The following is a 20,383-nucleotide window of genomic DNA, read 5'->3' as shown; positions in this document are numbered from 1 at the left end:
TCACGACGCTCGGGCCGCACGGCGGACGTCGATGTCCGCCGGTCCCGACATACAGTCGAAGAACGCACAAAAGGATTCGCTTGAAATTTCCCTACGAATGGCAGATTGGCTGGCGCTACACACGCGCCGGCAAACGCACGACCGGTAACGGCTTCATTTCGTTCATCGCGCTGGTGTCGATGTCGGGCATCGCGCTTGGCGTCGCGGCGCTGATCGTGGTGTTGTCGGTGATGAACGGCTTTCAGAAAGAGGTGCGCGACCGCATGCTGTCGGTGCTCGCGCACGTCGAGATCTTTTCGCCGACCGGTTCGATGCCCGACTGGCAACTGACCGCGAAGGAAGCGCGCCAGAACAAGGAGGTGATTGGCGCGGCTCCGTACGTCGAGGCCCAGGCGCTGCTCACGCGCCAGGACGCGGTGAGCGGCGTCGCGTTGCGTGGCATCGAGCCGACGCTCGAGCCTGAAGTGTCCGATATCGGCAAGGAAATGAAAGGCGGCAAGCTGGCCGACCTCGTGCCCGGCGGCTTCGGCATCGTGCTCGGCGCCGATCTGGCGGCCAATCTCGGCGTGCAGCTGAACGACAAGATCACGCTCGTCGCGCCCGAAGGCACGATCACGCCGGCCGGCATGCTGCCGCGCCTGAAGCAGTTCACGGTGGTCGGCATCTTCGAGTCGGGCCATTACGAATACGACAGCACGCTCGCGCTGATCAACATCAAGGACGCACAGGCGCTGTTCCGGTTGCCCGCACCGACCGGCGTGCGGCTGCGCCTCACCGACATGCAGCGCGCGCCGGAAGTCGCGCATCAGCTCGCGCGCACGCTGTCGGGCGATCTGTACATTCGCGACTGGACCCAGCAGAACAAGACCTGGTTCTCGGCGGTGCAGATCGAGAAGCGCATGATGTTTATCATCCTGACGCTGATCATTGCGGTGGCCGCGTTCAATCTTGTGTCGTCGCTGGTGATGACGGTGACCAACAAGCAGGCCGACATCGCGATCCTGCGCACGCTCGGCGCGCAGCCCGGCTCGATCATGAAGATCTTCGTCGTGCAGGGCGTGACGATCGGCTTCATCGGCACGGCGACTGGCGTCGTGCTCGGCTGCCTGATCGCGTGGAGCATTCCGTGGCTCGTGCCGATGATCGAGCATCTGCTCGGCGTGCAATTCCTGCCGCCGTCGGTGTACTTCATCAGCGAGCTGCCGTCCGAGCTGGTTCCGGCGGACGTCGCGCGCATCGGCACCATCGCGTTCGTGCTGTCGGCGCTCGCGACCCTCTATCCGAGCTGGCGCGGCGCGAAGGTCCGTCCGGCGGAGGCGCTGCGCTATGAATGACCGCCTCGCCCATCCCTCAACCGATTCATCCACGACCGCTCAGGACTCCGCGTCGCATCCGTTCGTGCTCGAAGCCACCGGCATTTCCAAATCGTTCGTGCAGGGCGGGCTGAACGTGCAGGTGCTCAACAATGCGCAACTCGCCGTGCGGCGCGGCGAGAAGCTCGCGATCGTCGGCGCGTCGGGCTCCGGCAAGAGCACGCTGCTGCACGTGCTCGGCGGTCTCGACGATCCGAGCGCGGGCCACGTGTCGGTGCTCGGCAAGCCGTTCACGAAGCTCTCCGAGCGCGAGCGCAACGATCTACGCAATCGCACGCTCGGTTTCGTGTATCAGTTTCACCATCTGCTGCCGGAGTTTTCCGCGCTCGATAACGTCGCGATGCCGCTGCGGATTCGTCGCGAGACGACCGAAGTCGCGCGCCAAGAGGCCATGGCGGTACTGGAGCGCGTCGGCATGGGGAATCGCGCGAAGCATCGACCTGGCGAGCTGTCGGGCGGCGAGCGTCAGCGTGTCGCGATCGCGCGTGCGCTCGTCACGAAGCCCGCCTGCGTGCTCGCCGACGAGCCGACCGGTAACCTTGACGGCGGCACCGCCGACACGGTCTTCAACCTGATGCTCGAACTGTCGCGCACGCTCGAGACGAGCTTCGTGATCGTCACGCACGACCCGGAGCTGGCGGGCCGCTGTGACCGCATCATGCGGTTGCGCGACGGCGTCCTGCACGAAGAGCCGCCGGTGCCAGTCTGAGTGCGGGCCGGCGCGGTCGTGGCGGGTCGCGGATGGCTGACCGTCACGCGGACCGTCGGGCCGCCTTCGGTCCGTCCTCTTGCCAGCGAGATAACCCATGTGGATCGATACGCATTGCCATCTCGACGCTTCGGAGTTCGACGCCGACCGTGATGCGGTTGCGGCGTCCGCGCGCCATGCGGGGGTGTCGCGCATCGTGATTCCGGCGATCGGGCGACAGAACTTCGCGGCGGTGCGCGAGCTCGCGCATCGCGTCGACGGCGGCGCGTACGCGCTAGGCATTCATCCGTTGTTCACGCCGCACGCCGTCGATGCCGACCTCGACCTGCTGCGCATGGAGATCGAGGCGAGTCTCGACGATCCGCGCTTCGTCGGCATCGGCGAGATCGGGCTCGACTATTTCGTCGACGGTCTCGACGATGCGCGCCAACAATTTTTCTACAACGGCCAGTTGCAGCTCGCGCGCGCATTCGATTTGCCGGTCATCTGCCATGTGCGCAAATCGCAGGATCAGGTGATCAAAGGGCTGCGCCGGCATCAGATCCATCGCGGCATCGCGCACGCGTTCAATGGCAGTTTCCAGCAGGCGCAGGCATACATCGATCAGGGCATGCATCTTGGGTTCGGCGGCAACCTGACGTTCGAGCGCGCCCGGCAGATCCGGCGACTCGCGGAACAACTGCCGTTCGATGCGCTGGTCGTCGAGACCGACGCGCCGGATATAGCGCCGTCGTGGATGTACAGACAGCGCAATTCACCCGAGCAGATTCCGGCGATCGGCGCGAGTCTCGCGCGACTGCGCGGTGTCACTTCCGACGCAGCCGCCCTTGGCACAACGGCTAACGCGCTCGCCGCGCTGCCGCGACTCGCGCTTTCCTCTGCATAATCGATTCCGTTGATCGAAAGGGTTCGCGTCGGGCGATCCCCACGCCCGGCGGGCTCGCTGCTGCCCGTTCGCTGGCGCGGTGACGACGCCCGGCGCCAGCGGATACGGAGGGCGGATGCGGGCGGTCTGGTGTGGGTTGGCGTTGGGCGTGGTCTGGCTGCAGCGACAGGCGGTGTTGCCGGATACAGGCGGATGGTGCGCGTTGATACTGGTCGGCTGCACGGCGGCCGGCGTTGCGGTGTGGGGTTTGCGTGGCGGCGGAGCGGCTGCGGCGGGTGTGACAGGTGCCACCGGTGCGGTCGGTGCGGCGCTCCAGCGCGAATACGAGCGGGGCTTCTCGCACCAGCTCGCTCGCCGCGTATGGCGCGACGCTCGGATGCGGCGGGTGGCCGGTTGGGGCGCGGTGTGGTGCGCGGCGATCTGCGTCGGCTTCGGCTACGCGGCCGTGCGCGCGCAAACGCGGCTCGCGGTGAGCCTGCCGCACGAGTGGGAAGGGCGCGATATCGAGGTGGTCGGCACGATCAAGGGATTGCCGACGCGTGACGACAAAGGCGCGCGCTTCCTGTTCGACGTCGATACGAACGGTGCGCGGCTCGCCGCGTTCCCGCGGGTGATCCAGCTAGCCTGGATCGCACGCGACGCCGCGACGCCGCGGCTCGAACCGGGCGAACGCTGGCGTCTGACCGTGCGCCTGAAGCGCCCGCACGGCAACGCGAATTTCGGCGTGCGCGATGCAGAGGCGAGTCTGCTCGCGCGCAACGTCCGCGCGACCGGCTATGTGAGCGTGCCGGACCATGCGCGGCGCCTGACCGGTCACGCGCGCGGGCTCCCCGTGCTGGTCGACCGCTGGCGCGCCGGGTTGCGTGCGCGTATCGACACGGTGCTTGCCGATGCGCCGCATCGCGGCGTCGTCGTCGCGCTCGCGATCGGCGCGCAGGACGAAGTGAGCCCCGCCGACCGGCAATTGATGCGCGGCACCGGCACGAGTCATCTGGTGGCGATTTCGGGCTTGCATATCGGCCTGGTCGCGGGGCTGACCGGCTGGCTCGCGGCAGCAATCTGGCGACGTTCGGGGTGGCTCGGCCGCAACTGGCCGCTGCGCTTGCCCGCGCAGTTCGTCGGCGTGACGGCCGGTGCGATGTTCGCCACACTGCATGCCGCGCTCGCGGGATTCAACGTGCCAGCGCAACGCGCGCTGTGGATGGCCGCGCTCGTCGCGCTGGCGTTCGTCGGCGGCCGGCAGCTAGCGCGCTCCACTGTGCTCGCGTGGGCGCTCGGGCTCGTGCTGCTGGTCGATCCGTGGGCGGTCGTGTCGGCCGGATTCTGGCTGTCGTTTTGCGCAGTCGGCGCGATCCTGTTCGCGATGTCGGGGCGGCCGCGCGTGCGGGGTCCACTGGCGTCCCGTCATCATGAAGACGAGGAGGGCAGCGCGGCGCGTCCCGTATCGATCCGGCGTCTGCGCGTACTTGCCGAACGGTTGCGCAGCGCCGCTCACGTGCAGTTCGCGGTGACGGTCGCGCTGGCGCCGCTGACCGCCTACTGGTTCGCGCAAATTCCGCTCGCCGGTCCGCTCGCGAACGCGTTCGCGATTCCCTGGGTGAGCCTGCTCGTCACGCCGACGGTGCTCGCGGGCGTCGCATTGCCCGCGCCGCTCGATGCGTTCGCGTGGCGCGCCGCGCACACGCTGCTCGATGGTCTCACGGCTGGCCTGCAACTGGCATCGGGACCGCGCTGGACGCTGTGGTGGCTGCCGCAGCCGCATGCGTGGGCGCTGGCCGCGGCGGCGCTCGGTGTGCTGTGGTGTCTCGCGCCACGCGGCTGGCCACTGCGGTGGGCGGCGCCGCTGTCGTGGCTGCCGCTACTGATGCCCAGCGCAAGCGGTGCACTCGCCGAGCCATCAGGCGCGTTCCGTCTGACTGCGCTCGATGTCGGGCAGGGCTCGTCGGTGCTCGTGCAGACCGCGCATCACGCGTTGCTGTTCGATGCGGGTCCCGGTCCGGAATCGAGCCACGCTGGCGAGCGCGTGGTGGTGCCGTTCCTGCAGGCGCAAGGCGTGACGACACTCGATACGCTGATGATCAGTCACGCCGATTCGGATCATGCGGGCGGCGCGCCTGCCGTTTTCGATGCGATCGAGGTGCGTCAGCTGGTGGCTGCTCTGGAGCCGGACAATCCGCTGTGGCCGAAGGCAAAACAGCATGGCACGCAGACGCTGCCGTGCGTGGCGGGGCAGCGCTGGCAGTGGGATGGTGTTGAGTTCGCCGTGCTGTGGCCTGACGTCGGGGCACTCACGGGCAAGGCGAACGAGCATTGCTGCGTGTTGAGGGTCAGCACGTTGCCGGCCACCAACGCAAGCCAGGCGGCGGCGTTCGTTGGTGCGAACGCGCCGCGTTTCACGGCCCTGCTGACCGCCGACATCGAAGCGCCGACCGAACGCGCGCTGCTCGCGCGCGATCCCGCTATGCTGCGCGCGCAAGTGTTGATGGTGCCGCATCATGGCAGCAAAACGTCGTCGACCGAGCCGTTCCTCGACTCTGTCGATCCGTCCATCGCGTTATTTCAGGTAGGCTACCTGAATTACTACTTGTTCTGCGCTCCCTTGTCTTCCTTATGCGGCGGCTCTTTCCGGCATTTCCGCCGATCCTTCGTGGGGCGGCTGTGACCAGATTGTGACCGCCGTTGCGTGCGGCGCCAGATGGTCGGGCGCGAGGTGGGCGTACCGCAACACCATCTCGTACTTTGACCATCCGCCGAGCTCCATCAACCGGTCAAGCGGCGTTCCGGCCTGAACGTGCCAACTCGCCCACGTGTGGCGCACGTCGTGAAATCGAAAGTTCTCGATTCCCGCACGCTCGCATTGCCGGTTCCACTGCACGCTGCACCAATGACGAATAGGGTGCCCCTTCCGCACGAATACGTGAGTCTGGTGCTTGCCGATCCACCGACGGATTGCCGCGACCGCGTCGTCGTTGAGCGGCACGCCGATGGGCTTTCCAGCCTTGGCCTGGTCGGCGTGTATCCATGCGCGGCGATTTACCAGATCCACCTGCGACCATTCGAGTCCGAGTAGGTTGGCGCGCCGCAGCCCAGTTGCGAACCCGAGAATCGCGACGTCGCGCATCCAGTTCGTGCTAATGACGCCGATGAGGCGCTGCGCTTCTTCCTTCGTGATCCACCGAATCCGCTTCTGTCTGTTCGACAGATCGGGCAACTTGAGCGCTTTGTCGATCCAACCCCATTCATGCGTTGCGCGGCTAAGCATCGCGCGAATGGTCGACAGATACCGGTTCTTCGTGGCAATCGAGACCCGCCGCGGTTCCTTCGTGCGACCGCTCAGCTCCGGCAGGGCGGAAAAAATTTCGTCCCGAGTCAACGAATCCAGGTATCGGCCGGCGAAATGCGTCCGCCAATGTCGAATGTGAAGCCGCTTGTTCGCAAAATCGCTTGTGCCCTGACATTCCTGCAGCAGCCGCAACGCGGCATCATCGAACGTGCGGCGCGGCCGCTCACCGAGCTTCGCGACGCGCCAGAGCTCATGCTTTAGTTTGTCGTGGAATTCTTGCGCCTCCTTGCGGTCGGGCGTTCCAGTAGTTTGTCTAATGCGGCGGCCGTCTGGCGTGCGGATGTCAAGGTGCCAGAGGTCGCTGCCTTCGCGCTTTCGGATTGACATGTTTCGCTTTCCTCGTCCGTCTGCGCCGGTCGGCGCTCATTGTAGCCCTGTGTCGCATCGGCCAAAGTTTCTGGCCAGATGCGCCACACCGAGCCGATCTGGAAGAATCCGAGCTGCTGGCGGCGCGCGTAGACCGTGCCGTAAGAGACCCGCAGCAGCTTGGCGGCCTCCTTCAAGGTGATTGCGCGCGTGCCGATGATCGGGACCTTGTCGCTCACGATCCTTCTCCTTTGTCGAAATCAAAGGCCCCTTGAGTGGGAGCGCCGTCGCGCTTCCATTGCGCGAAGTGCTCGGGGCAGTAGTGAACATCGGTGCCGATATCGTGTGCATGGCTTGTGCACAGATGCCGGTCGCATGTCTTGCCGCGACCGATGGGGTAGTCGCACTGGTATCCGCTCGGCGCACGGCAGCTATCGACCGAGCAGCGTCGCCCCGTACGCCGGTCGCGCGTGCAGACGATTCCCGATGTGCCGTCGGGCAGGCGGAAGGGAATGCACGGCATCAGATAGCCCCCAACTCGTGCATCTGCCGCAGTTGCGCGGCGACGTCGGGCGGCACGTCGAAAAAATTCAGCGCGCCTTTGCATTCCACGAACGGTAACGGCTTCGCGTCGACCAGATGGAAACCGAAAGCGCCATCGATGTGCCAGCGCGACGTGCGATCGGCGGAATGGATGCACTCATCGATCGTCACGACGCCGACGATCCCGCCGCGCTGCAACTGGTCGAACGGTGGCAGTTCGATCGACGGTCCACCGACAGGCCACAGGGGATCTTGAGCGGCGTCGTACTCCGCGCGCGTCATCCCCTTTGAAGCGTGAATCAACACGCGCCCGCGGACCTTTGTCGGCCAGCTGCGATTCTCTATGTTCTTCAGAATGCCGGCGGCGATCGCGGCGGCGCGGGCGGGCCCCGTTAGGTCAGGGCGCACGATTAGCCACGCCCATGGTTGGCGGATCGAAAGCGCTCTCATGCTAGGATTCCTAAAGCGAAAAACCGGAGCTGATCATGTCGGACCGACATCGCGAAATTGAATACGATCCGTATCGAATCATTGTCAACGCTGACCGGGAATATCTTGCCGGCGCTGCCGATCCGAATGGTCGCTTTTCGGCGCGAGCCGTAATTACGAGGCTGGACGGTCAACCTGTGTACAAGAATTTCCTCAACTACCAGCTCGAAGAAGGTCCGTGGTTTGACGAGCTTCAGGATGCACTCAGAGACGCAGAAGTGCGCGCTCGTACGGCGATCAATGACGGTTTCCCCGATCTCTGACATCACCGCGCCCCCGGAAACTCGTCGTGGGTGCGGCCGTCGAGCATTCGGCCGGCGGCTTTCTTGCCCGTGGCGAAGGTGAGCATGGCCCCCGTGCCCTGCTGGTAAGCCCCAAAGGCGGCGATGTCCTCGAACACCGTCCCGTCCTGGTGGATGACGGCTTGCGCCACGGTGCATCGGCGCCCCTGCATTTCATCCACGATGGCCTGGTCCTCGCCTTCACGTGCCCGTCGGCGCGACACATACAGGCTGCTGAACCAGTCGCTTTCGCCTTCGCTGATCGGCCGCCACTCCCCCCATTGCTTGAACAGGAACGGCACCCCGGCCGCGGCGCACTGGTCGCGCAGCGAGCGAGCCCAATCCGGATGCATCGGCCGTGCGCCCGGACCGCTCTCGCCGCCGGCAACAACCCAGTGCAAACCATCCTCTTGGCCGGTCCATCCCTGTAGCATGGAAGTGCCAATGCCGCCCCATTGGATGGACGTCAGGTCGACCGGTCCGAGCAGCGGCTCCGCGCTGATCCAGCGAACTACAGCGGGTACTTGCAGCAGCTTCGGTATCCGCTCGTCGGCTCGCTTTTGATCCTCAACGCTTACCCCGATCCAGACGTTCGGCAGCGGCCACGGGCACCATTCCATTCCTGCCCAGCCGATGTCGTGCGAGGCCGCGAGCACGAGACCGTGACGGTCCCTGCGCGAGAAGTACTCGAGCATCCGGTCGGCGCGCTTCGTCAGCACCTGGTACGTGTGCTGCCGCGCGCGGGCCATGACCGCGAACACGCGATCGATCCATTCATCCGGCACCGACTCGTGGAACAGATCGCCGTGCGCGCACACAAAGACCATGCGCGGCCGTGTCCAGCGAAACGGCTGATCGAGCCATTCCTCATTGAAACGGACTTCGCCGTTCCATACTGGGCCGGCTGAAGTCGCACGCGTCAGACCGGCGCGGCTCGCATGGTTGCGCAGCCGCGTGCCGGCGAGCTTCATTGCGTAGCAGTTCTTGCAGCCGGGGCTGGTGACGTCGCAGCCCGTAATCGGGTTCCACGTGTACTCGGTCCATTCAATTGTCGTTTTCGCCATTACAGCACCCCGGCGAAAGAGAGATATTCGATGGTGTATGGCTTGATCATCGGCGCTCTGTCCAGCCAATCATTAATGTCGGAATTCTTCTTCGAGCTGTTGCATGGTCTGCACGCGGGCACCATGTTCCCGGGTGTCGTCGTTCCGCCTTTGCTCACAGGGATGACGTGATCCCATGTCTCGAAGTGGTTGCCGCAGTACGCGCAGAGACCGTTGAACAACTCTGCAATCAATTCAGCCGCGACTTTCGGCATCGGCTCCACGTTTCGACTGCGCCTGTAGGTGTGCCGCTTTCTCTCGTCCCGATGTGCCTCGCTGTCGCGATACAGCAGCCGCGCTTGTTCGTTTTCGTGCGGGCGGCACAAACCGTTCTTGCCAACGAGCGATACGGGAAGCCATACCTGGCAATCTCGACACCATTTCAGGCCCTCAAGCAACTTCCTGCGGCGCATTTGCTGCCCCGGTCGAGTGGCGTCTTTTCTCTGGTAGATGCGCACGCGGCGCCCGTCGCGATCGACAATCGCTGTCGCGTCCGTCCACTCGATTTTGGTGTTGTCGCTCATTTCGGGCTTCCTTCCTTCCACGCGCGAACGAGGGCGGCGCCTTCGCGCGTCAGGCAAAACGCGCCGCTTTGTGTCTTGCTGGTGAGCCCGAGGTCGCTGAGCCTTTGCATCGTCACCGGCTTGAAAACGTACGTGCCGGGGCGAAACCTCGCGCAGTCGCGCAGGGCTTCCTGATAAGACGGCGTGAGTTCAGAGAGGCGGGTAATCGAACATTCGTTCATATTGCCGGCTCCCCATGTCGCGGCGCGTAGTAGGCGACATCGCCGGCGACTGCGACGAGCGGCGAGGCGCCGGTTGTGTGTCCTAGCAACTCGTCGACGGACGATGCAAATTTCGGATGGTCCCGCGTCAAACCGAGCCGGACGAACGCGCGCTCGACGATCGTTTCCGCCTGGTCGCGTGCCATGTCGACGAACACGCGTTGACCGTCGCGCGGCGTGTAGGTGGAACGAATCTGATCGTCGTGCCAGTCCACATGTGTTAGCGATGAACTACCACACGAGGGGCAGGGTACGACGTACGGTGTAACACCGTCGCGACTGTTCCAGATGCGCTCGCGGTGGCCGCAAGCACACGCGTACCACATGAGCGCATAGCCCTCGGCGTGAAGGCGCGACACGGCTGCTGCTGCCTGTGCCTCGTTTTTCCCGGCGCGCTGAAGCGCCTTTTTGTGTACGCGCTCGGCAGCGCGCCGCTTGATGCGGTTGCCACGCACGCGTGACTTTCTGTAGGAATGCATATGATTTATACCTATTCTCTGCCGTGTCCAAAAAACCGGGCGCTGTCCAAGCCACCCGTAAATTCCGAGGGACGTGTGCCGGCTTTCGAGGCTTGAAAGTCTCTGCGGCATACCGGCGCGCCGCGGGGTTAGGCGAAATGCTTCGCGTGCAGCTCGTCCAGTCGCTCGACCTGTTTGTCGCTCAGGCTCGTGACATGGCCAGTGCTTCGGATCGCGTCGAGCTGGCGCACGAATCCCTGTTCCCATTCGGTCAGGTCGTCTGTGCCGAGCAGGCCCGACAGTCGTTGAATCATTTCGGTTGTAGAGACGTGGCGCATGTCAGGCTCCGAGCAAGATCTCGCGGCGGTCCTGATATGCCTGGTCGAGCTTGATGCGCTCTGTTTCCGGATAGGCGCGCGCTTCGTCGGCCAGTACGGCCAGCACTTCGACGTCGTTGCACTGCTGAATGCGAGACAGCATGGTTTCATACGGTGCAAGCTGCGGCGGGCCGCTGTCCGTCTGCTGCGGCGGCTCCGCTTGGACGGCTGTTCCCTGCTGCGACCGTTCCTTTTCGGTACGGATCTTGTCCTGATACGCGGTCCGCACGCGCTCGCGGTCGCCGTCGCTGGTGAGTTCGTCGATGCGCGCAACTGCGACCTTCAGCTCGTGACCTGTAGTTGCGCCCTCGATCGCGCGGATCATCGCGTCGGCGTTCGGTACGTCGGCCGCAGTGGCGCCGGTGCGCTTGCTCGACATGCGCGAGCGCAGCGAGTCGGTCTTGCTGGCAGCCTGCGTGCTTGCGGCGGCGCGAACCTCGTCCGCCCGGCCCATGTCGATCGACTCGGGGCGCTCGGCGCTCAGTTCGTCGGGCGTGTAGACGCCAAGCAGGACGTCGGGTGTGAAGCGGCGCGCCCACTTCCGGATCGCGAGATAGCAGATTTGCTGCTGCGGATCGGTCGCCCATTGCGTAGAGAATCGCGGATAGGCTTGTGACATCATCACCGTCACTTCGCGCGGCTCGGACTCGCCGCGCAGCGTCGCGCGCACGATCACGCCGAGCCCTTCCTCGTCGGCCTTCGTGTACGTCGCGACGTAGTACTTGCCGCCCTTGTCCGATTTGCGTTCCTCGACCTTCCCGAGAACCTTGTTCCAGTCGCCCAGGAACTCATAGTCGGGGCGCCCCGTGATGGGCGCAAGGTTGGAGACAACCGCATTCACGAGCTGCGCCTCGTAGCCGAGTTGGCCGCCCTGGCTGATATGCGTTTTCTGCGCGACCGCGAACGGATTCATTCGCCACTGAAACGCTTGCATCGCAACGGCGAAGCAGTCGGCTTTATTACCGCGCAGGTGGACCGGGATCGCTACTTTGCCGCCGGCCATCGTCTCCGCGATCATGTTGATCGCCTGGATGGTGGCGACGTCGAGCACCATGTCGAGAGAGGTATTGCCGAGGTTGGGTGCGCCAGGCGCGGCCGTATCGGCGCCAAATTGCATCACGTTGCTGTTCATGCTGCTTCCTTGGTTTCGTCGGCATCCTTCGCGCCCTTGGGCTTCGTGTAACCGAGCCTGATGTAGGAGCTGGCCTCGACGGTGAATTCCTTTTTCTTGATGAGCTTGCGGGTGTACTTGCCGCCGTCTGGCAGCAGGCCGGCCGCGGCGTTGCCGAGAGCTTCGAGGATGTGGTTCTTCGCGGCGTCGCTGACGGCCTCGTATCGTTTGATGTGGTCGTCGGCGTCCAGCTTTACCGCGTGCCAGTCGGCGATTGTGGGCGGCAGAGCGATCTCGTCGCCGTCGATACCCGCGTGCATGCGTTTCAGCACGGCCTCGGTTGTGGCGTGGCCGTAGTCGAGCGACGGTGCCTCGTCGCGCTGCACGAACTGCCAGAACGCGTGCTCCTGCTCGATCAGCATTTCCTCGGTTTCGGCGTCGCGCTCGATGATGTACGTGCGCAGGCTGTTGCCGCCGACGCAAGCGGCAAGGTGCCACTCGGAATAGTCGAGCACGGTCATGTAGTGATGGCACTGCAGCAGATACTCGTCGGGCACCTGGTCGGTACCAGGTTCGCCCCACTCGCCAAAGCGGAACGCCATGCCATCGACGTTCTTGCATTCGAGCCCGCGGCGCGCGCCGACGATTAGACGGTCGACGTTCGCACGCATGAATGGGTATTTCGGGTGGGTGATGATGGAGTTGCGACGCTGGACTTTCACGTCGTTGCGACGGGCGTATTCCCGCGCAATGATTTCCTCCATCAGGTTGCCGAACCGGATGCGCTCGATGTCGTCGAGGTTTTCCGGGGCGAGTCGGTCGGTCTTTTCCGCCCACAGTTGATAGGCAGTCTTGTAGCGGCTCAGACCGAGCGCGGCAGCTACGTCCGATCCGCCAATACCTGCTTGACGATCGGCGAGCCGTTGTTCGCGTGCATTCATATAGAACCTCATTTTGAATCGGCCGGCGCACCGGCCAAGATGAAACCCGCCTGCAGATACGCCCGAACTGAGAAAGGCGTCATGTGTGGCTTCCATTGAATTTCGAGGGGTGCCGCTGGCTGGAGTGGTGCGGCGTGTTGCATCAGGTTGAAAACGCCGCGTGCCTCGTAGCGCGTCGAGCGCACGATGAATTTGCCGGTGCCCGGCCAGAAATCGACGATGCCGCGCTGCGTCTGCACGATCAGGTGTGCGGCTCCGTTGCGCTCGTCAAACGTGTAACCGTTCTCTCGCAGGAGGCGGTTCGAGCTTTCGCGGTTCGAGGCTCTCCGCATCTGGCTATCTTCGCGCTCGCTGTCGCCGCCGCACGCGGCGCAACACTGTGCGTAGCCGACGGCCTCTCCAAGGTATTCGCCGCATTGTTCGCAGCAGGATCCGTCGAGCATCGATTCGGCAATTTCACCCATCACGCACCTCGCAACACAGAGGCCGCATCGGTGTTGATGCAGACAAGGGCGATAGCGGTCGTGAGCAGCATCGCCAGCATGGCGAGCCATGTCCAGACCGGATGACTGCGCTCGAACATGTCGAGGCGGCGCACCGCGCTGTCGCTGCGGACGAAGACCCACAAGCCGCCGCAGGCGAGCGCGATCAATGCCCAGATGCCGAGAAAACCGAGGGTGGAACTCATGCGCCACCACCAGCGCGCAGCGCGACGACGAGCCAGAGGAAAGCGCCGGCGGTGGCGCCATAGGCGAACATCGTGGCCACGGCGCGCACGCGGCGCCGCGCGTGCGGGCAAGCGCCCAGCAGGGCGTTATCGCTGCGGGCGCGGCCGAGTAAGAGGCGGCCGTTCATGCGGCACCTCGCGCAATGAGGGTGCACGCGATTGCGCGCATGAGGTGTTCGGTCAGCCCGCCGTGTTGCGCGCCGTTCGGCGCCGGCAGCGCGCGGAGCGCGAGCAAATCCTTTGCGAGTGCCGACATCACTGGACCCCCGCGATAACGAAGGTGCGATGCGACTGCTTCAGATCCTCGTGCACGTCGTCGCGCTCGATCATCTGGACAGCCTTTTCGGCCTGCTCGAAACACTCGCGCGTCAGCAGTTCGAAGAAGCGGCCGGCGATCAGCGTGCGCAGCGCGGAACCACTTTCGAGGAAAGCTGCACGCACAACCTCACCGTCGAGCATGTCGAACGATTGCATGGCCGCGATCACGTCGATCGGTTGCAGGTTCGCGATCTTCGCGTCGAACTTTTCCTGTGCGATCCGGTTCACGAGCTCGGCGCGCGCAAGCATGTCCTGTGTCTCGCGCGTCGAGTCTTCGAGTTCGACGTCGGTCAGGTAGTCACCGAGGCCGGTGACGCGCGCCAGCGGCGCAGGGGGTGGAAGGGGGAGCATCGTTTCCTCCATCGGTTGAGTGCGATGGAGGAATAATACGAACGCGTATTGATCATGTCAATACGCGAATGAATTATTCGCGGCGTAATCCCCCTTTGCGCAATTTCAATAGAAGCTGCAGCAGTACGTAGTCGAGGTCTGATTCGTCGGCATCCCACCGCCCGTTGAATTCGACCTCGCGATTGCCGAGACCATCGTCCCAAAGAAAGAAGCTGCCTGGGCGGGGGCGCTCAGATTGAGACTGCTGCGGTTGGCTTGCAATAACGGGCGGAACAGCGGAAAAATCGGAGAGGGAATCAGGCTGCGAAGGCAACTGCTGAGTAACGCCGCCGCCGGACTGTCGACGTCGTTCCAGATACCGCGCGAACGAAATGACGTTCACAGCCGTGCACCCGCAACCGGGCCGAACGCTTCTTTCGTTGCGTCGTATAACGTCGGCTGTTTTCCGCTTTCTGCTCCAGTCGGCATGTCGGCAACCCGCAGCATCGACCTTAGCGCTCTGCGCTCAGGCTGAATTTCTCTTCAGATGAACTGCCAGTACGGTACAGATTTGCGAGGTCTCGCATAAGGCCAGGAAACCTGGACGCGTCCAGGTTTCCTGGACACACCCCAAAGCCAAGCCTGGCGGCCTTCTCCGGTTCTACGTGTTGAAATCCATCCGCAAATTGGCGACGCTTTTGTAACAAGGCACGAAACTTGGAGGGCGAAATGTCGGGGCTAGCTCTCATCGATAAGCTCGGGAATGTGCGGTTGCATCATCTGCGTATGCTGGTCGCTGTTGCGGACGCCGGGAGCATCCGCAACGGAGCACAGATGCTCGATGCATCGAAGTCGACGGTCGCCGCGAGCATTCATCAACTGGAGGCGTATCTTCACGCGCCGCTGATACAGGGAACGTCGAGCGGCATAACACTGACTCAACAGGGGCGGATTCTTCTGCCATACGCGCGGCATATCGTTGCGGAGGCGTCCCGTGCGGAGCGGGCATTCAATGCGACGGAAGGCGAGTCACGAAAAACGCTTTCGGTTGCCGTGGTGCCGTGGGTAACCGTGACCTTTCTTCCAGAGGTAGTGGGGCGCTTTCGGAAAACAATGCCAGACGTCCGGCTCGAGTTCTTCGAAGGGCTGCCGGCGATCATATATCCGGGATTGCGTGACGGCAGCATCGAACTGGCAATCGGCAGAGAGGTTCCCAGCGAAGAGAATATGGACCTCGACTTCAGGCCCCTTGTATCTTCGGGTTTGGCGATCGTGGTTAGGCGGGGGCATCCGCGCGCCGAGAGTCGTTCACTCGCGGAACTGCTTGATCTCGCCTGGCTTGTGGCATCGGATATGGAGTCTGAAGGCCTTGTACTCTTCAGGATGTTTGCTCGTAACAGTCTGCCCATGCCCTCCACGATCCATCTTGGACATTCGCTCACCTTTTCACTCGCACTGTTGTCCAAGACTGACATGGTTGGTGCTTTCCCGTGGCCACTGATAGAGGCCCGCGCAGTTCGGGACGACCTTCGCGCGGTCCCGATACGCGAGGATCTAGATGACGTCATAACCGGCATCCTGTCGCGAACCGACGCTCCCATGAGTCCCGCTGCAAGCTGCTTTATTGGAAGTCTGATCGACACGATTCGCGACGCCATGAGTTCGTCCGATCCCGATACAAAGCGGGTGATGCATACAGTCGAGTTGCTTATCTAGACAACCGATGGCGGTACGCGTACTGCCAGCGACAACGTTTGTAGCGCCTTCGACTTCGGAGCAATGAGCTTGGCTGCCGCCCGCAGGGATGCGCAACCCCGCGGCGAAGTAGGCGGAGCCGGGCGGCGCTGCAACGTCGACCCGGAATCCGTTCCCTTCGAATTCAATTGCCTTCAGTACCCGTATCGGCTGTACCCATTGCCGCGATATCCATAATCTTCGTCACGCGGCTTGTGGCCTTCCTGTCCTGTGTACGGGTTGTAGTTTCCGCGCGTTGAGTAGTTGTCGTTGCGCGTGTAATTTGGCTCGGTACGGTTATATCCCTGCACGTATGTGCCGTCGCGGCGGGTGTAGCCGTTGACGTACGTGTCGGCGTGGGCGGCGCTGGTCGCAGCGATGGCGAGCAGAGTTGCGATGGTGAGTTTTTTCAAATCTATTGATTGCATTATTGAGATCTCCATTTTGAGATGGCAAAAAAAAAGCGCCCAAATGGGCGCTTCGGTTGAAAATAGCGTGTCTATTCATGTGTTCCTGACTTTCGACGTGGCCGACGAGAGAACGAGGCCTCAGCAGCCGTTTCGTCATCGTTAAGCGAGATCTTGCGAGAATGGCGTGCCGGCTCGTCGGCCTTCGCTTCTTGTGCCGGCATCAGTATTTCGATCGCGCGCACGATCCGCGTTATTTCATCTTCTGTTCGACCCGCAAACAGTGACGTCAGGCGCCTGACATACTTGCCGACCATCGCGGCCTGTTCAGCTTCTGGGCTAACTCTGGCCACTGACGTCGATCCCGAAGTGTCGCCGTCCATAAGCGAACGCACGTCAACGTCCAAGGCGTCAGCCAGTTTCTTGAGCGTTGAGAACTCCGGCACCGATACGTTTTTTAGCGTTCGATTGATGGTCGGCTGCGGCACGCCGGATAGACGCGACAATGCGCCTTGCGAGCGTATGCCTCGCCGTTTCATTGCCTGGTCGAGAAGATCACCTATGTTCATTTGAAAAATATACATCGGCGTATAGGTGGTCATCAAAGGTCAATACGCGAATGATTGACTGTCAATACAAGCGCGTATATATTTCGTGGCATGAATACAGCCACCGAACTCCTCACGCAGATACGCGCGGCGACGAAGATGTCGCAGAAGGCGCTGGCAACGCGCCTGCGCGTCTCCCAGCCGACGGTCAATCGCATCCTCAAGGGGCAACCTGACTGTAAAGGGGCCACTCTGACTGCGATCGTGGCGTTGCACGCTGAGATCGCGACGCAGGGCAGGCCTGGCTCGCCGCCAGTCTCGACCGCCGCTTCGGAGGTCGGGTGATATGCCGAACGGCCAGACCTACCACATTAGCGACGAGGCGCACGCGGACGACGCTGCGCTGTTCGCGCGTTCGGGCACGTCGCACCCGCTCGGCAAGCTGACCTTCCTCGCAAAGACCGTTATCCCCGAATCCGTCGGCGACGTGCTGGCCGAACGCGCACGCGCCGCGGGGATGGGTGTCACCGAACTGCACCGCGAGATTCTGTGCCGGTGGGCATGCGGTGACGAGATTGACAGGTTAATCGAGCGCCGGCGCCGAGTCGCGTCGATGAATGGGTCCAATTCAGGACCAGAAAGGGGCGGGCGATCATGAACGCCTGGGTCGATAAATGTCACTTTGGCGACTGCCGCGACACGATGCGCGCGATGATTGCCGACGGCGTGAAGGTGCAGACGATCGTGACGAGCCCGCCGTACTGGGGCCTGCGTTCGTATTTGCCTGACGATCATCCGCAGAAGGGATCCGAAATCGGGCTCGAGCCGACGCTCCGCGAGTTCATCGCTACGCTCGTCGATGTGTTCGAGTTGTGCCGCGAGCTGCTGGCCGATGATGGTACGGCGTTTGTGAACATGGGCGACAGCTACGCGTCCGCCGGCGGCGCGGGCATTCAGGGCGCGCGGGGCGATCGCGCAGACCGTCGATTTACCGCGCCGAACCTGCTCGGCCGGACGGACGGCGACGGCCTGAAGCCGAAGGACCTGATGGGCCAGCCTTGGCGGCTCGCGTTTGCGCTGCAGGACGCGGGCTGGTATCTGCGGCAGGACATCGTATGGGAAAAAGTGAATCCCATGCCGGAAAGCGTGCGCGATCGCTGCACGAAGGCGCACGAGTACCTGTTCCTGCTTTCGAAGTCAGAACGGTACTACTGGGACTTCGATGCGATGCAGGAACCGGTGACCGGCGGCGCCCACGCGCGAGCACCCGGCAATCACACGCATCGTGGCGCTGATGCGTACGCCTCCGGCGATGCTCACCATCGCACGAAAAGCGGCCTCGTCGCATATGCGGAGCGGCAGCGCGCGGCGGGCGTTAATCCGAAGGCCGTCGCTGGCTGGGCGACCGGTCCCGGATCGCATTCCGCAATGGAGCACAACCGCGGCGAGCGCTATGCCGGGAATGGGGTGGGCTTCGGCCGGGGCTATGACAAGGTCACGAAGCCTCGCGTGAAGCAGAACGAGTCTTTCTCAGCCGCGGTCGCGAATCTCGTGAGCACGCGGAACCGTCGTTCCGTGTGGCGCATTCCGACGCAGCCGTTCAGCGGTGCGCACTTTGCCACGTTTCCCGAGGCGCTGGTCGAGCCTTGCGTAGTTGCCGGCTCGCGGCCGGGCGACATCGTGTTCGATCCGTTTTTCGGGAGCGGCACAACCGGTCAAGTCGCGCAGCGGCTCGGCCGGCGCTTTATCGGCTGCGAGCTCAATTCCGATGACGAAGCGCTGCAACGCGAACGCTTGCGGCAACTGGGCCTTGTGCTGGAGGTCGCATGAAGCGCGATACGTTCACGCGGCCTCTCGATCTCGGCGCCGAGCTGATCGTCGGCAACTTTGAGCACGAACGCGCATTGCAACAGGCTTCTGCATGACCGAGAGTCCACGCCCCGCACCCTATCCACCCGACACCCGCGCGAAAGGCTGGCGATTCGAACTCGACTACGAGCGAATCCGTCAGTCCGACACCTGGGCGCTTGCCACGTCTGAGGTTCGACCGTGGCTGCTGATGCTATGGATGACTGCGTGGGAGCAAACGCCGTGCGGCAGCCTGCCGGCGGACGACGAGCTGATCGCAGCGCGTATCGGGATGCCACTAGATCAGTTCGAGTCGATCAAGAAGCGCTTGATGCGTGGATGGTGGCTCGCTGATGACGGCCGCCTTTATCACAGCACGCTGACGGAGCGCGTGCTCGAGATGATTGCCCATCGCGACGGCGAGCGGCTGCGCAAGGCTGCGCAACGTGCGGCGAAGGAAGGCGCACAGGAGGCGTCTGGCGACCCTGCTCGCGGCAAACGTACGCCCGCGAAGAAGTCCCCTGATAAGCCTCCGCCGTCTCATGTGAATGGCGATGGAGTCCTAAATGTGTCCCATGGGACAGACGCGGGACTCCATCGGGAATCCGACACCGGAACCGGAACCGGTAGTAAACCTAAGGGTACTAACGACGACGGTAGAGACTTGATACGTGGTGGGGCTGTGGATAACTCGAATGGCGTCGCACGTTCACCGCCGCATTCGTCGTCGTCGTTGAGTGCGAAAGAGATCGCCGAATTGCTGAAGCAGTGGGAGTGCGAGCGCGGCAAGAACCCGCGATTCGCACCTGACGCACAGCAGATCGTCGTGTGGGCAATGCGCGGCATCACTGCCGAGCAGCTGCGCATCGCGTACGACGCAGCCGTCGCGCAACGCGACCACGACCGCGACATGACAGCGGTGAACGCTGGTTTCCTCGATGCGTTCGTCGCGAAGGCGCTCGCGCCACCGAAGCCTGTCCCGCTGCGGACGATGACCGATGCGCAACTCTGCGACGAGGCGAAGCGGCTGACGATCAGCATTCACGGACTGGACCGCGCGGCGAGCATCACGAAGCTCGAGCAGGTGCGTACACAGCAACGGGGAGGGCATGCGGCATGAAAACCCAAGGCGAGAAATTCTGGATCGTGTGGTGCCCGACTGGCGCGAAGCCGCCGACCTATCGGCACACGAACTTCGGCAGCGCTGCCGCGGAAGCCGAGCGGCTCGCGCAGGGCCAATCCGGGGCGCGAGTTTTTTGTGCTCGGCGCCGAGATGTCGTACAGCGCTGTCGCGATGCAGCGCGTCGAGTACTTCGACCGGATTCCGTTTTGACCATGTCGGCCGATCCGAAAGCATGGGCGCGCAAGCTCGTCGACGAGTACGAGGCAGGGCGGCCACCGAAGCCGACGAACGTCTACCGCGTCGCGTATGCAGCATTGGGACTGACGTTTCCCGAGGGCGAGGCGCCGACAGGTGGGGCGAATGTTCAGAAATGTTCAGGTGCTTCGCAAACGGTGACAAATGCGGCGCGGCCAACAACGGCGCGTCTTGTGCCGGTGCCTAAGCGTGCGCCGGTCGAGGATCCGTGATGGGACAGCGAGTCGCCCGCGTCGGATAGCAATTGATAGCAGTTTTTAACGATTGGAGTGGTGATTGAGCAATTCGAGAGGCGAATGGCGCGTGGTGCGCATCAAGGGCGAATGTCACGTGATCCCGTGCAACGACCTGCGCGAGCACGCGCCGCACGGCTGTGCGTGCAATCCGGT

At 63.3% G+C, this 20,383-nt stretch carries 28 protein-coding genes; 11 read left to right on the top strand and 17 right to left on the bottom strand.

Features of this window, described 5'->3' with window-relative positions; all coding sequences use genetic code 11:
- Window positions 1-80: 80 nt before the first annotated feature.
- The 4 genes from HDG39_RS11345 to HDG39_RS11330 all read left to right on the top strand — a co-directional run bounded on the left by HDG39_RS11345 (window position 81) and on the right by HDG39_RS11330 (window position 5,630).
- On the top strand, window positions 81-1,334 hold the full coding sequence (locus HDG39_RS11345) for a lipoprotein-releasing ABC transporter permease subunit (protein WP_184005982.1): 1,254 nt from the start codon (window positions 81-83) through the stop codon (window positions 1,332-1,334).
- Window positions 1,327-2,082, top strand: coding sequence for a lipoprotein-releasing ABC transporter ATP-binding protein LolD (gene lolD / locus HDG39_RS11340; RefSeq protein ID WP_184005980.1), 756 nt, complete (start codon window positions 1,327-1,329; stop codon window positions 2,080-2,082). The genes HDG39_RS11345 and lolD overlap by 8 nt, the downstream gene beginning before the upstream one ends.
- Window positions 2,083-2,179: 97 nt before the next feature.
- The gene (locus HDG39_RS11335) at window positions 2,180-2,968 is read left to right on the top strand and encodes a TatD family hydrolase (RefSeq protein WP_184005978.1); all 789 of its coding nucleotides are present in this window, start codon (window positions 2,180-2,182) and stop codon (window positions 2,966-2,968) included.
- Between the two features lie 115 nt (window positions 2,969-3,083).
- Window positions 3,084-5,630, top strand: a complete 2,547-nt coding sequence (locus HDG39_RS11330; RefSeq protein ID WP_260327734.1) for a DNA internalization-related competence protein ComEC/Rec2 — start codon at window positions 3,084-3,086, stop codon at window positions 5,628-5,630.
- Here HDG39_RS11330 and HDG39_RS11325 read toward each other — a convergent pair.
- From HDG39_RS11325 to HDG39_RS11320, 3 genes are all read right to left on the bottom strand, one after another.
- Complete coding sequence (locus HDG39_RS11325; RefSeq protein ID WP_311666218.1) at window positions 5,577-6,593, bottom strand: tyrosine-type recombinase/integrase; 1,017 nt, start codon at window positions 6,591-6,593, stop codon at window positions 5,577-5,579. The genes HDG39_RS11330 and HDG39_RS11325 overlap by 54 nt on opposite strands.
- A complete protein-coding gene (locus HDG39_RS35625; protein ID WP_311666199.1) occupies window positions 6,509-6,856 on the bottom strand; it encodes a helix-turn-helix domain-containing protein in 348 nt (115 codons plus the stop codon). The genes HDG39_RS11325 and HDG39_RS35625 overlap by 85 nt, the downstream gene beginning before the upstream one ends.
- Before the next feature lie 283 nt (window positions 6,857-7,139).
- Window positions 7,140-7,610: an ASCH domain-containing protein gene (locus HDG39_RS11320; protein ID WP_184005974.1), complete on the bottom strand. Its 471-nt coding sequence runs from the start codon at window positions 7,608-7,610 to the stop codon at window positions 7,140-7,142.
- Window positions 7,611-7,645: 35 nt separating this feature from the next.
- Here HDG39_RS11320 and HDG39_RS11315 point away from each other — a divergent pair, with 35 nt between their 5' ends.
- Window positions 7,646-7,912, top strand: a complete 267-nt coding sequence (locus HDG39_RS11315) for a hypothetical protein (protein ID WP_184068586.1) — start codon at window positions 7,646-7,648, stop codon at window positions 7,910-7,912.
- A gap of 2 nt (window positions 7,913-7,914) precedes the next feature.
- On the opposite strand, the gene HDG39_RS11310 is transcribed toward HDG39_RS11315, so the two are convergent.
- The 12 genes from HDG39_RS11310 to HDG39_RS11255 all read right to left on the bottom strand — a co-directional run bounded on the left by HDG39_RS11310 (window position 7,915) and on the right by HDG39_RS11255 (window position 14,482).
- Entirely contained in the window at window positions 7,915-8,994 is a 1,080-nt protein-coding gene (locus tag HDG39_RS11310; protein ID WP_184005972.1) for a phage Gp37/Gp68 family protein, read from the bottom strand.
- Window positions 8,994-9,557 carry an HNH endonuclease gene (locus tag HDG39_RS34620; RefSeq protein ID WP_260327733.1) on the bottom strand — a complete coding sequence of 188 codons (564 nt, stop codon included), beginning with the start codon at window positions 9,555-9,557 and terminating at the stop codon, window positions 8,994-8,996. Before HDG39_RS34620 ends, HDG39_RS11310 begins: the two co-directional genes overlap by 1 nt.
- Window positions 9,554-9,778 (bottom strand): hypothetical protein, encoded by a 225-nt coding sequence (locus HDG39_RS11300; protein ID WP_184005970.1) that lies wholly within the window; start codon window positions 9,776-9,778, stop codon window positions 9,554-9,556. The genes HDG39_RS34620 and HDG39_RS11300 overlap by 4 nt, the downstream gene beginning before the upstream one ends.
- Window positions 9,775-10,032 (bottom strand): hypothetical protein, encoded by a 258-nt coding sequence (locus HDG39_RS11295; RefSeq protein ID WP_184005968.1) that lies wholly within the window; start codon window positions 10,030-10,032, stop codon window positions 9,775-9,777. Before HDG39_RS11295 ends, HDG39_RS11300 begins: the two co-directional genes overlap by 4 nt.
- Window positions 10,033-10,424: 392 nt before the next feature.
- Window positions 10,425-10,613, bottom strand: a complete 189-nt coding sequence (locus tag HDG39_RS11290) for a hypothetical protein (protein ID WP_184005966.1) — start codon at window positions 10,611-10,613, stop codon at window positions 10,425-10,427.
- A gap of 1 nt (window position 10,614) precedes the next feature.
- A complete protein-coding gene (locus tag HDG39_RS11285; protein ID WP_221305717.1) occupies window positions 10,615-11,784 on the bottom strand; it encodes a RecT family recombinase in 1,170 nt (389 codons plus the stop codon).
- On the bottom strand, window positions 11,781-12,704 hold the full coding sequence (locus HDG39_RS11280; RefSeq protein WP_184005964.1) for a YqaJ viral recombinase family nuclease: 924 nt from the start codon (window positions 12,702-12,704) through the stop codon (window positions 11,781-11,783). The genes HDG39_RS11285 and HDG39_RS11280 overlap by 4 nt, the downstream gene beginning before the upstream one ends.
- 8 nt (window positions 12,705-12,712) lie before the next feature.
- On the bottom strand, window positions 12,713-13,168 hold the full coding sequence (locus HDG39_RS11275) for a hypothetical protein (protein ID WP_184005962.1): 456 nt from the start codon (window positions 13,166-13,168) through the stop codon (window positions 12,713-12,715).
- The gene (locus HDG39_RS11270) at window positions 13,168-13,392 is read right to left on the bottom strand and encodes a hypothetical protein (protein ID WP_184005960.1); all 225 of its coding nucleotides are present in this window, start codon (window positions 13,390-13,392) and stop codon (window positions 13,168-13,170) included. Before HDG39_RS11270 ends, HDG39_RS11275 begins: the two co-directional genes overlap by 1 nt.
- On the bottom strand, window positions 13,389-13,559 hold the full coding sequence (locus HDG39_RS11265) for a hypothetical protein (protein ID WP_184005958.1): 171 nt from the start codon (window positions 13,557-13,559) through the stop codon (window positions 13,389-13,391). The genes HDG39_RS11270 and HDG39_RS11265 overlap by 4 nt, the downstream gene beginning before the upstream one ends.
- Before the next feature lie 127 nt (window positions 13,560-13,686).
- Window positions 13,687-14,100: a hypothetical protein gene (locus HDG39_RS11260; RefSeq protein WP_184005956.1), complete on the bottom strand. Its 414-nt coding sequence runs from the start codon at window positions 14,098-14,100 to the stop codon at window positions 13,687-13,689.
- A gap of 73 nt (window positions 14,101-14,173) precedes the next feature.
- Complete coding sequence (locus HDG39_RS11255; protein WP_184005954.1) at window positions 14,174-14,482, bottom strand: hypothetical protein; 309 nt, start codon at window positions 14,480-14,482, stop codon at window positions 14,174-14,176.
- Window positions 14,483-14,808: 326 nt separating this feature from the next.
- On the opposite strand from HDG39_RS11255, the gene HDG39_RS11250 reads away from it, so the two are divergent.
- Window positions 14,809-15,795, top strand: a complete 987-nt coding sequence (locus HDG39_RS11250; RefSeq protein WP_221305716.1) for a LysR family transcriptional regulator — start codon at window positions 14,809-14,811, stop codon at window positions 15,793-15,795.
- A 173-nt stretch (window positions 15,796-15,968) separates the two neighbouring features.
- Here the strand turns inward: HDG39_RS11250 and HDG39_RS11245 are convergent, their stop codons facing one another.
- The gene (locus tag HDG39_RS11245) at window positions 15,969-16,241 is read right to left on the bottom strand and encodes a hypothetical protein (RefSeq protein ID WP_184005952.1); all 273 of its coding nucleotides are present in this window, start codon (window positions 16,239-16,241) and stop codon (window positions 15,969-15,971) included.
- 71 nt (window positions 16,242-16,312) lie between these two features.
- A complete protein-coding gene (locus HDG39_RS11240; RefSeq protein WP_260327731.1) occupies window positions 16,313-16,822 on the bottom strand; it encodes a helix-turn-helix domain-containing protein in 510 nt (169 codons plus the stop codon).
- Window positions 16,823-16,879: 57 nt separating this feature from the next.
- Between HDG39_RS11240 and HDG39_RS11235 the strand changes: the two genes are divergently transcribed.
- From HDG39_RS11235 to HDG39_RS11215, 5 genes are all read left to right on the top strand, one after another.
- A complete protein-coding gene (locus HDG39_RS11235; protein WP_184005950.1) occupies window positions 16,880-17,113 on the top strand; it encodes a helix-turn-helix domain-containing protein in 234 nt (77 codons plus the stop codon).
- Window position 17,114: 1 nt separating this feature from the next.
- Window positions 17,115-17,426 (top strand): hypothetical protein, encoded by a 312-nt coding sequence (locus HDG39_RS11230; protein WP_184005948.1) that lies wholly within the window; start codon window positions 17,115-17,117, stop codon window positions 17,424-17,426.
- On the top strand, window positions 17,423-18,598 hold the full coding sequence (locus HDG39_RS11225) for a DNA-methyltransferase (protein ID WP_184005946.1): 1,176 nt from the start codon (window positions 17,423-17,425) through the stop codon (window positions 18,596-18,598). The genes HDG39_RS11230 and HDG39_RS11225 overlap by 4 nt, the downstream gene beginning before the upstream one ends.
- 91 nt (window positions 18,599-18,689) lie before the next feature.
- Window positions 18,690-19,736, top strand: coding sequence for a hypothetical protein (locus HDG39_RS11220; RefSeq protein WP_184005944.1), 1,047 nt, complete (start codon window positions 18,690-18,692; stop codon window positions 19,734-19,736).
- Between the two features lie 215 nt (window positions 19,737-19,951).
- Window positions 19,952-20,206 (top strand): hypothetical protein, encoded by a 255-nt coding sequence (locus HDG39_RS11215; RefSeq protein WP_184005942.1) that lies wholly within the window; start codon window positions 19,952-19,954, stop codon window positions 20,204-20,206.
- Window positions 20,207-20,383 lie beyond the last annotated feature (177 nt).

This window comes from Paraburkholderia lebeckiae (assembly GCF_014201005.1).
Lineage (GTDB): Bacteria > Pseudomonadota > Gammaproteobacteria > Burkholderiales > Burkholderiaceae > Paraburkholderia > Paraburkholderia tuberum.
Note: the sequence above shows the minus strand (reverse complement) of the source record. Positions and strands in the feature narration are given on the sequence as shown.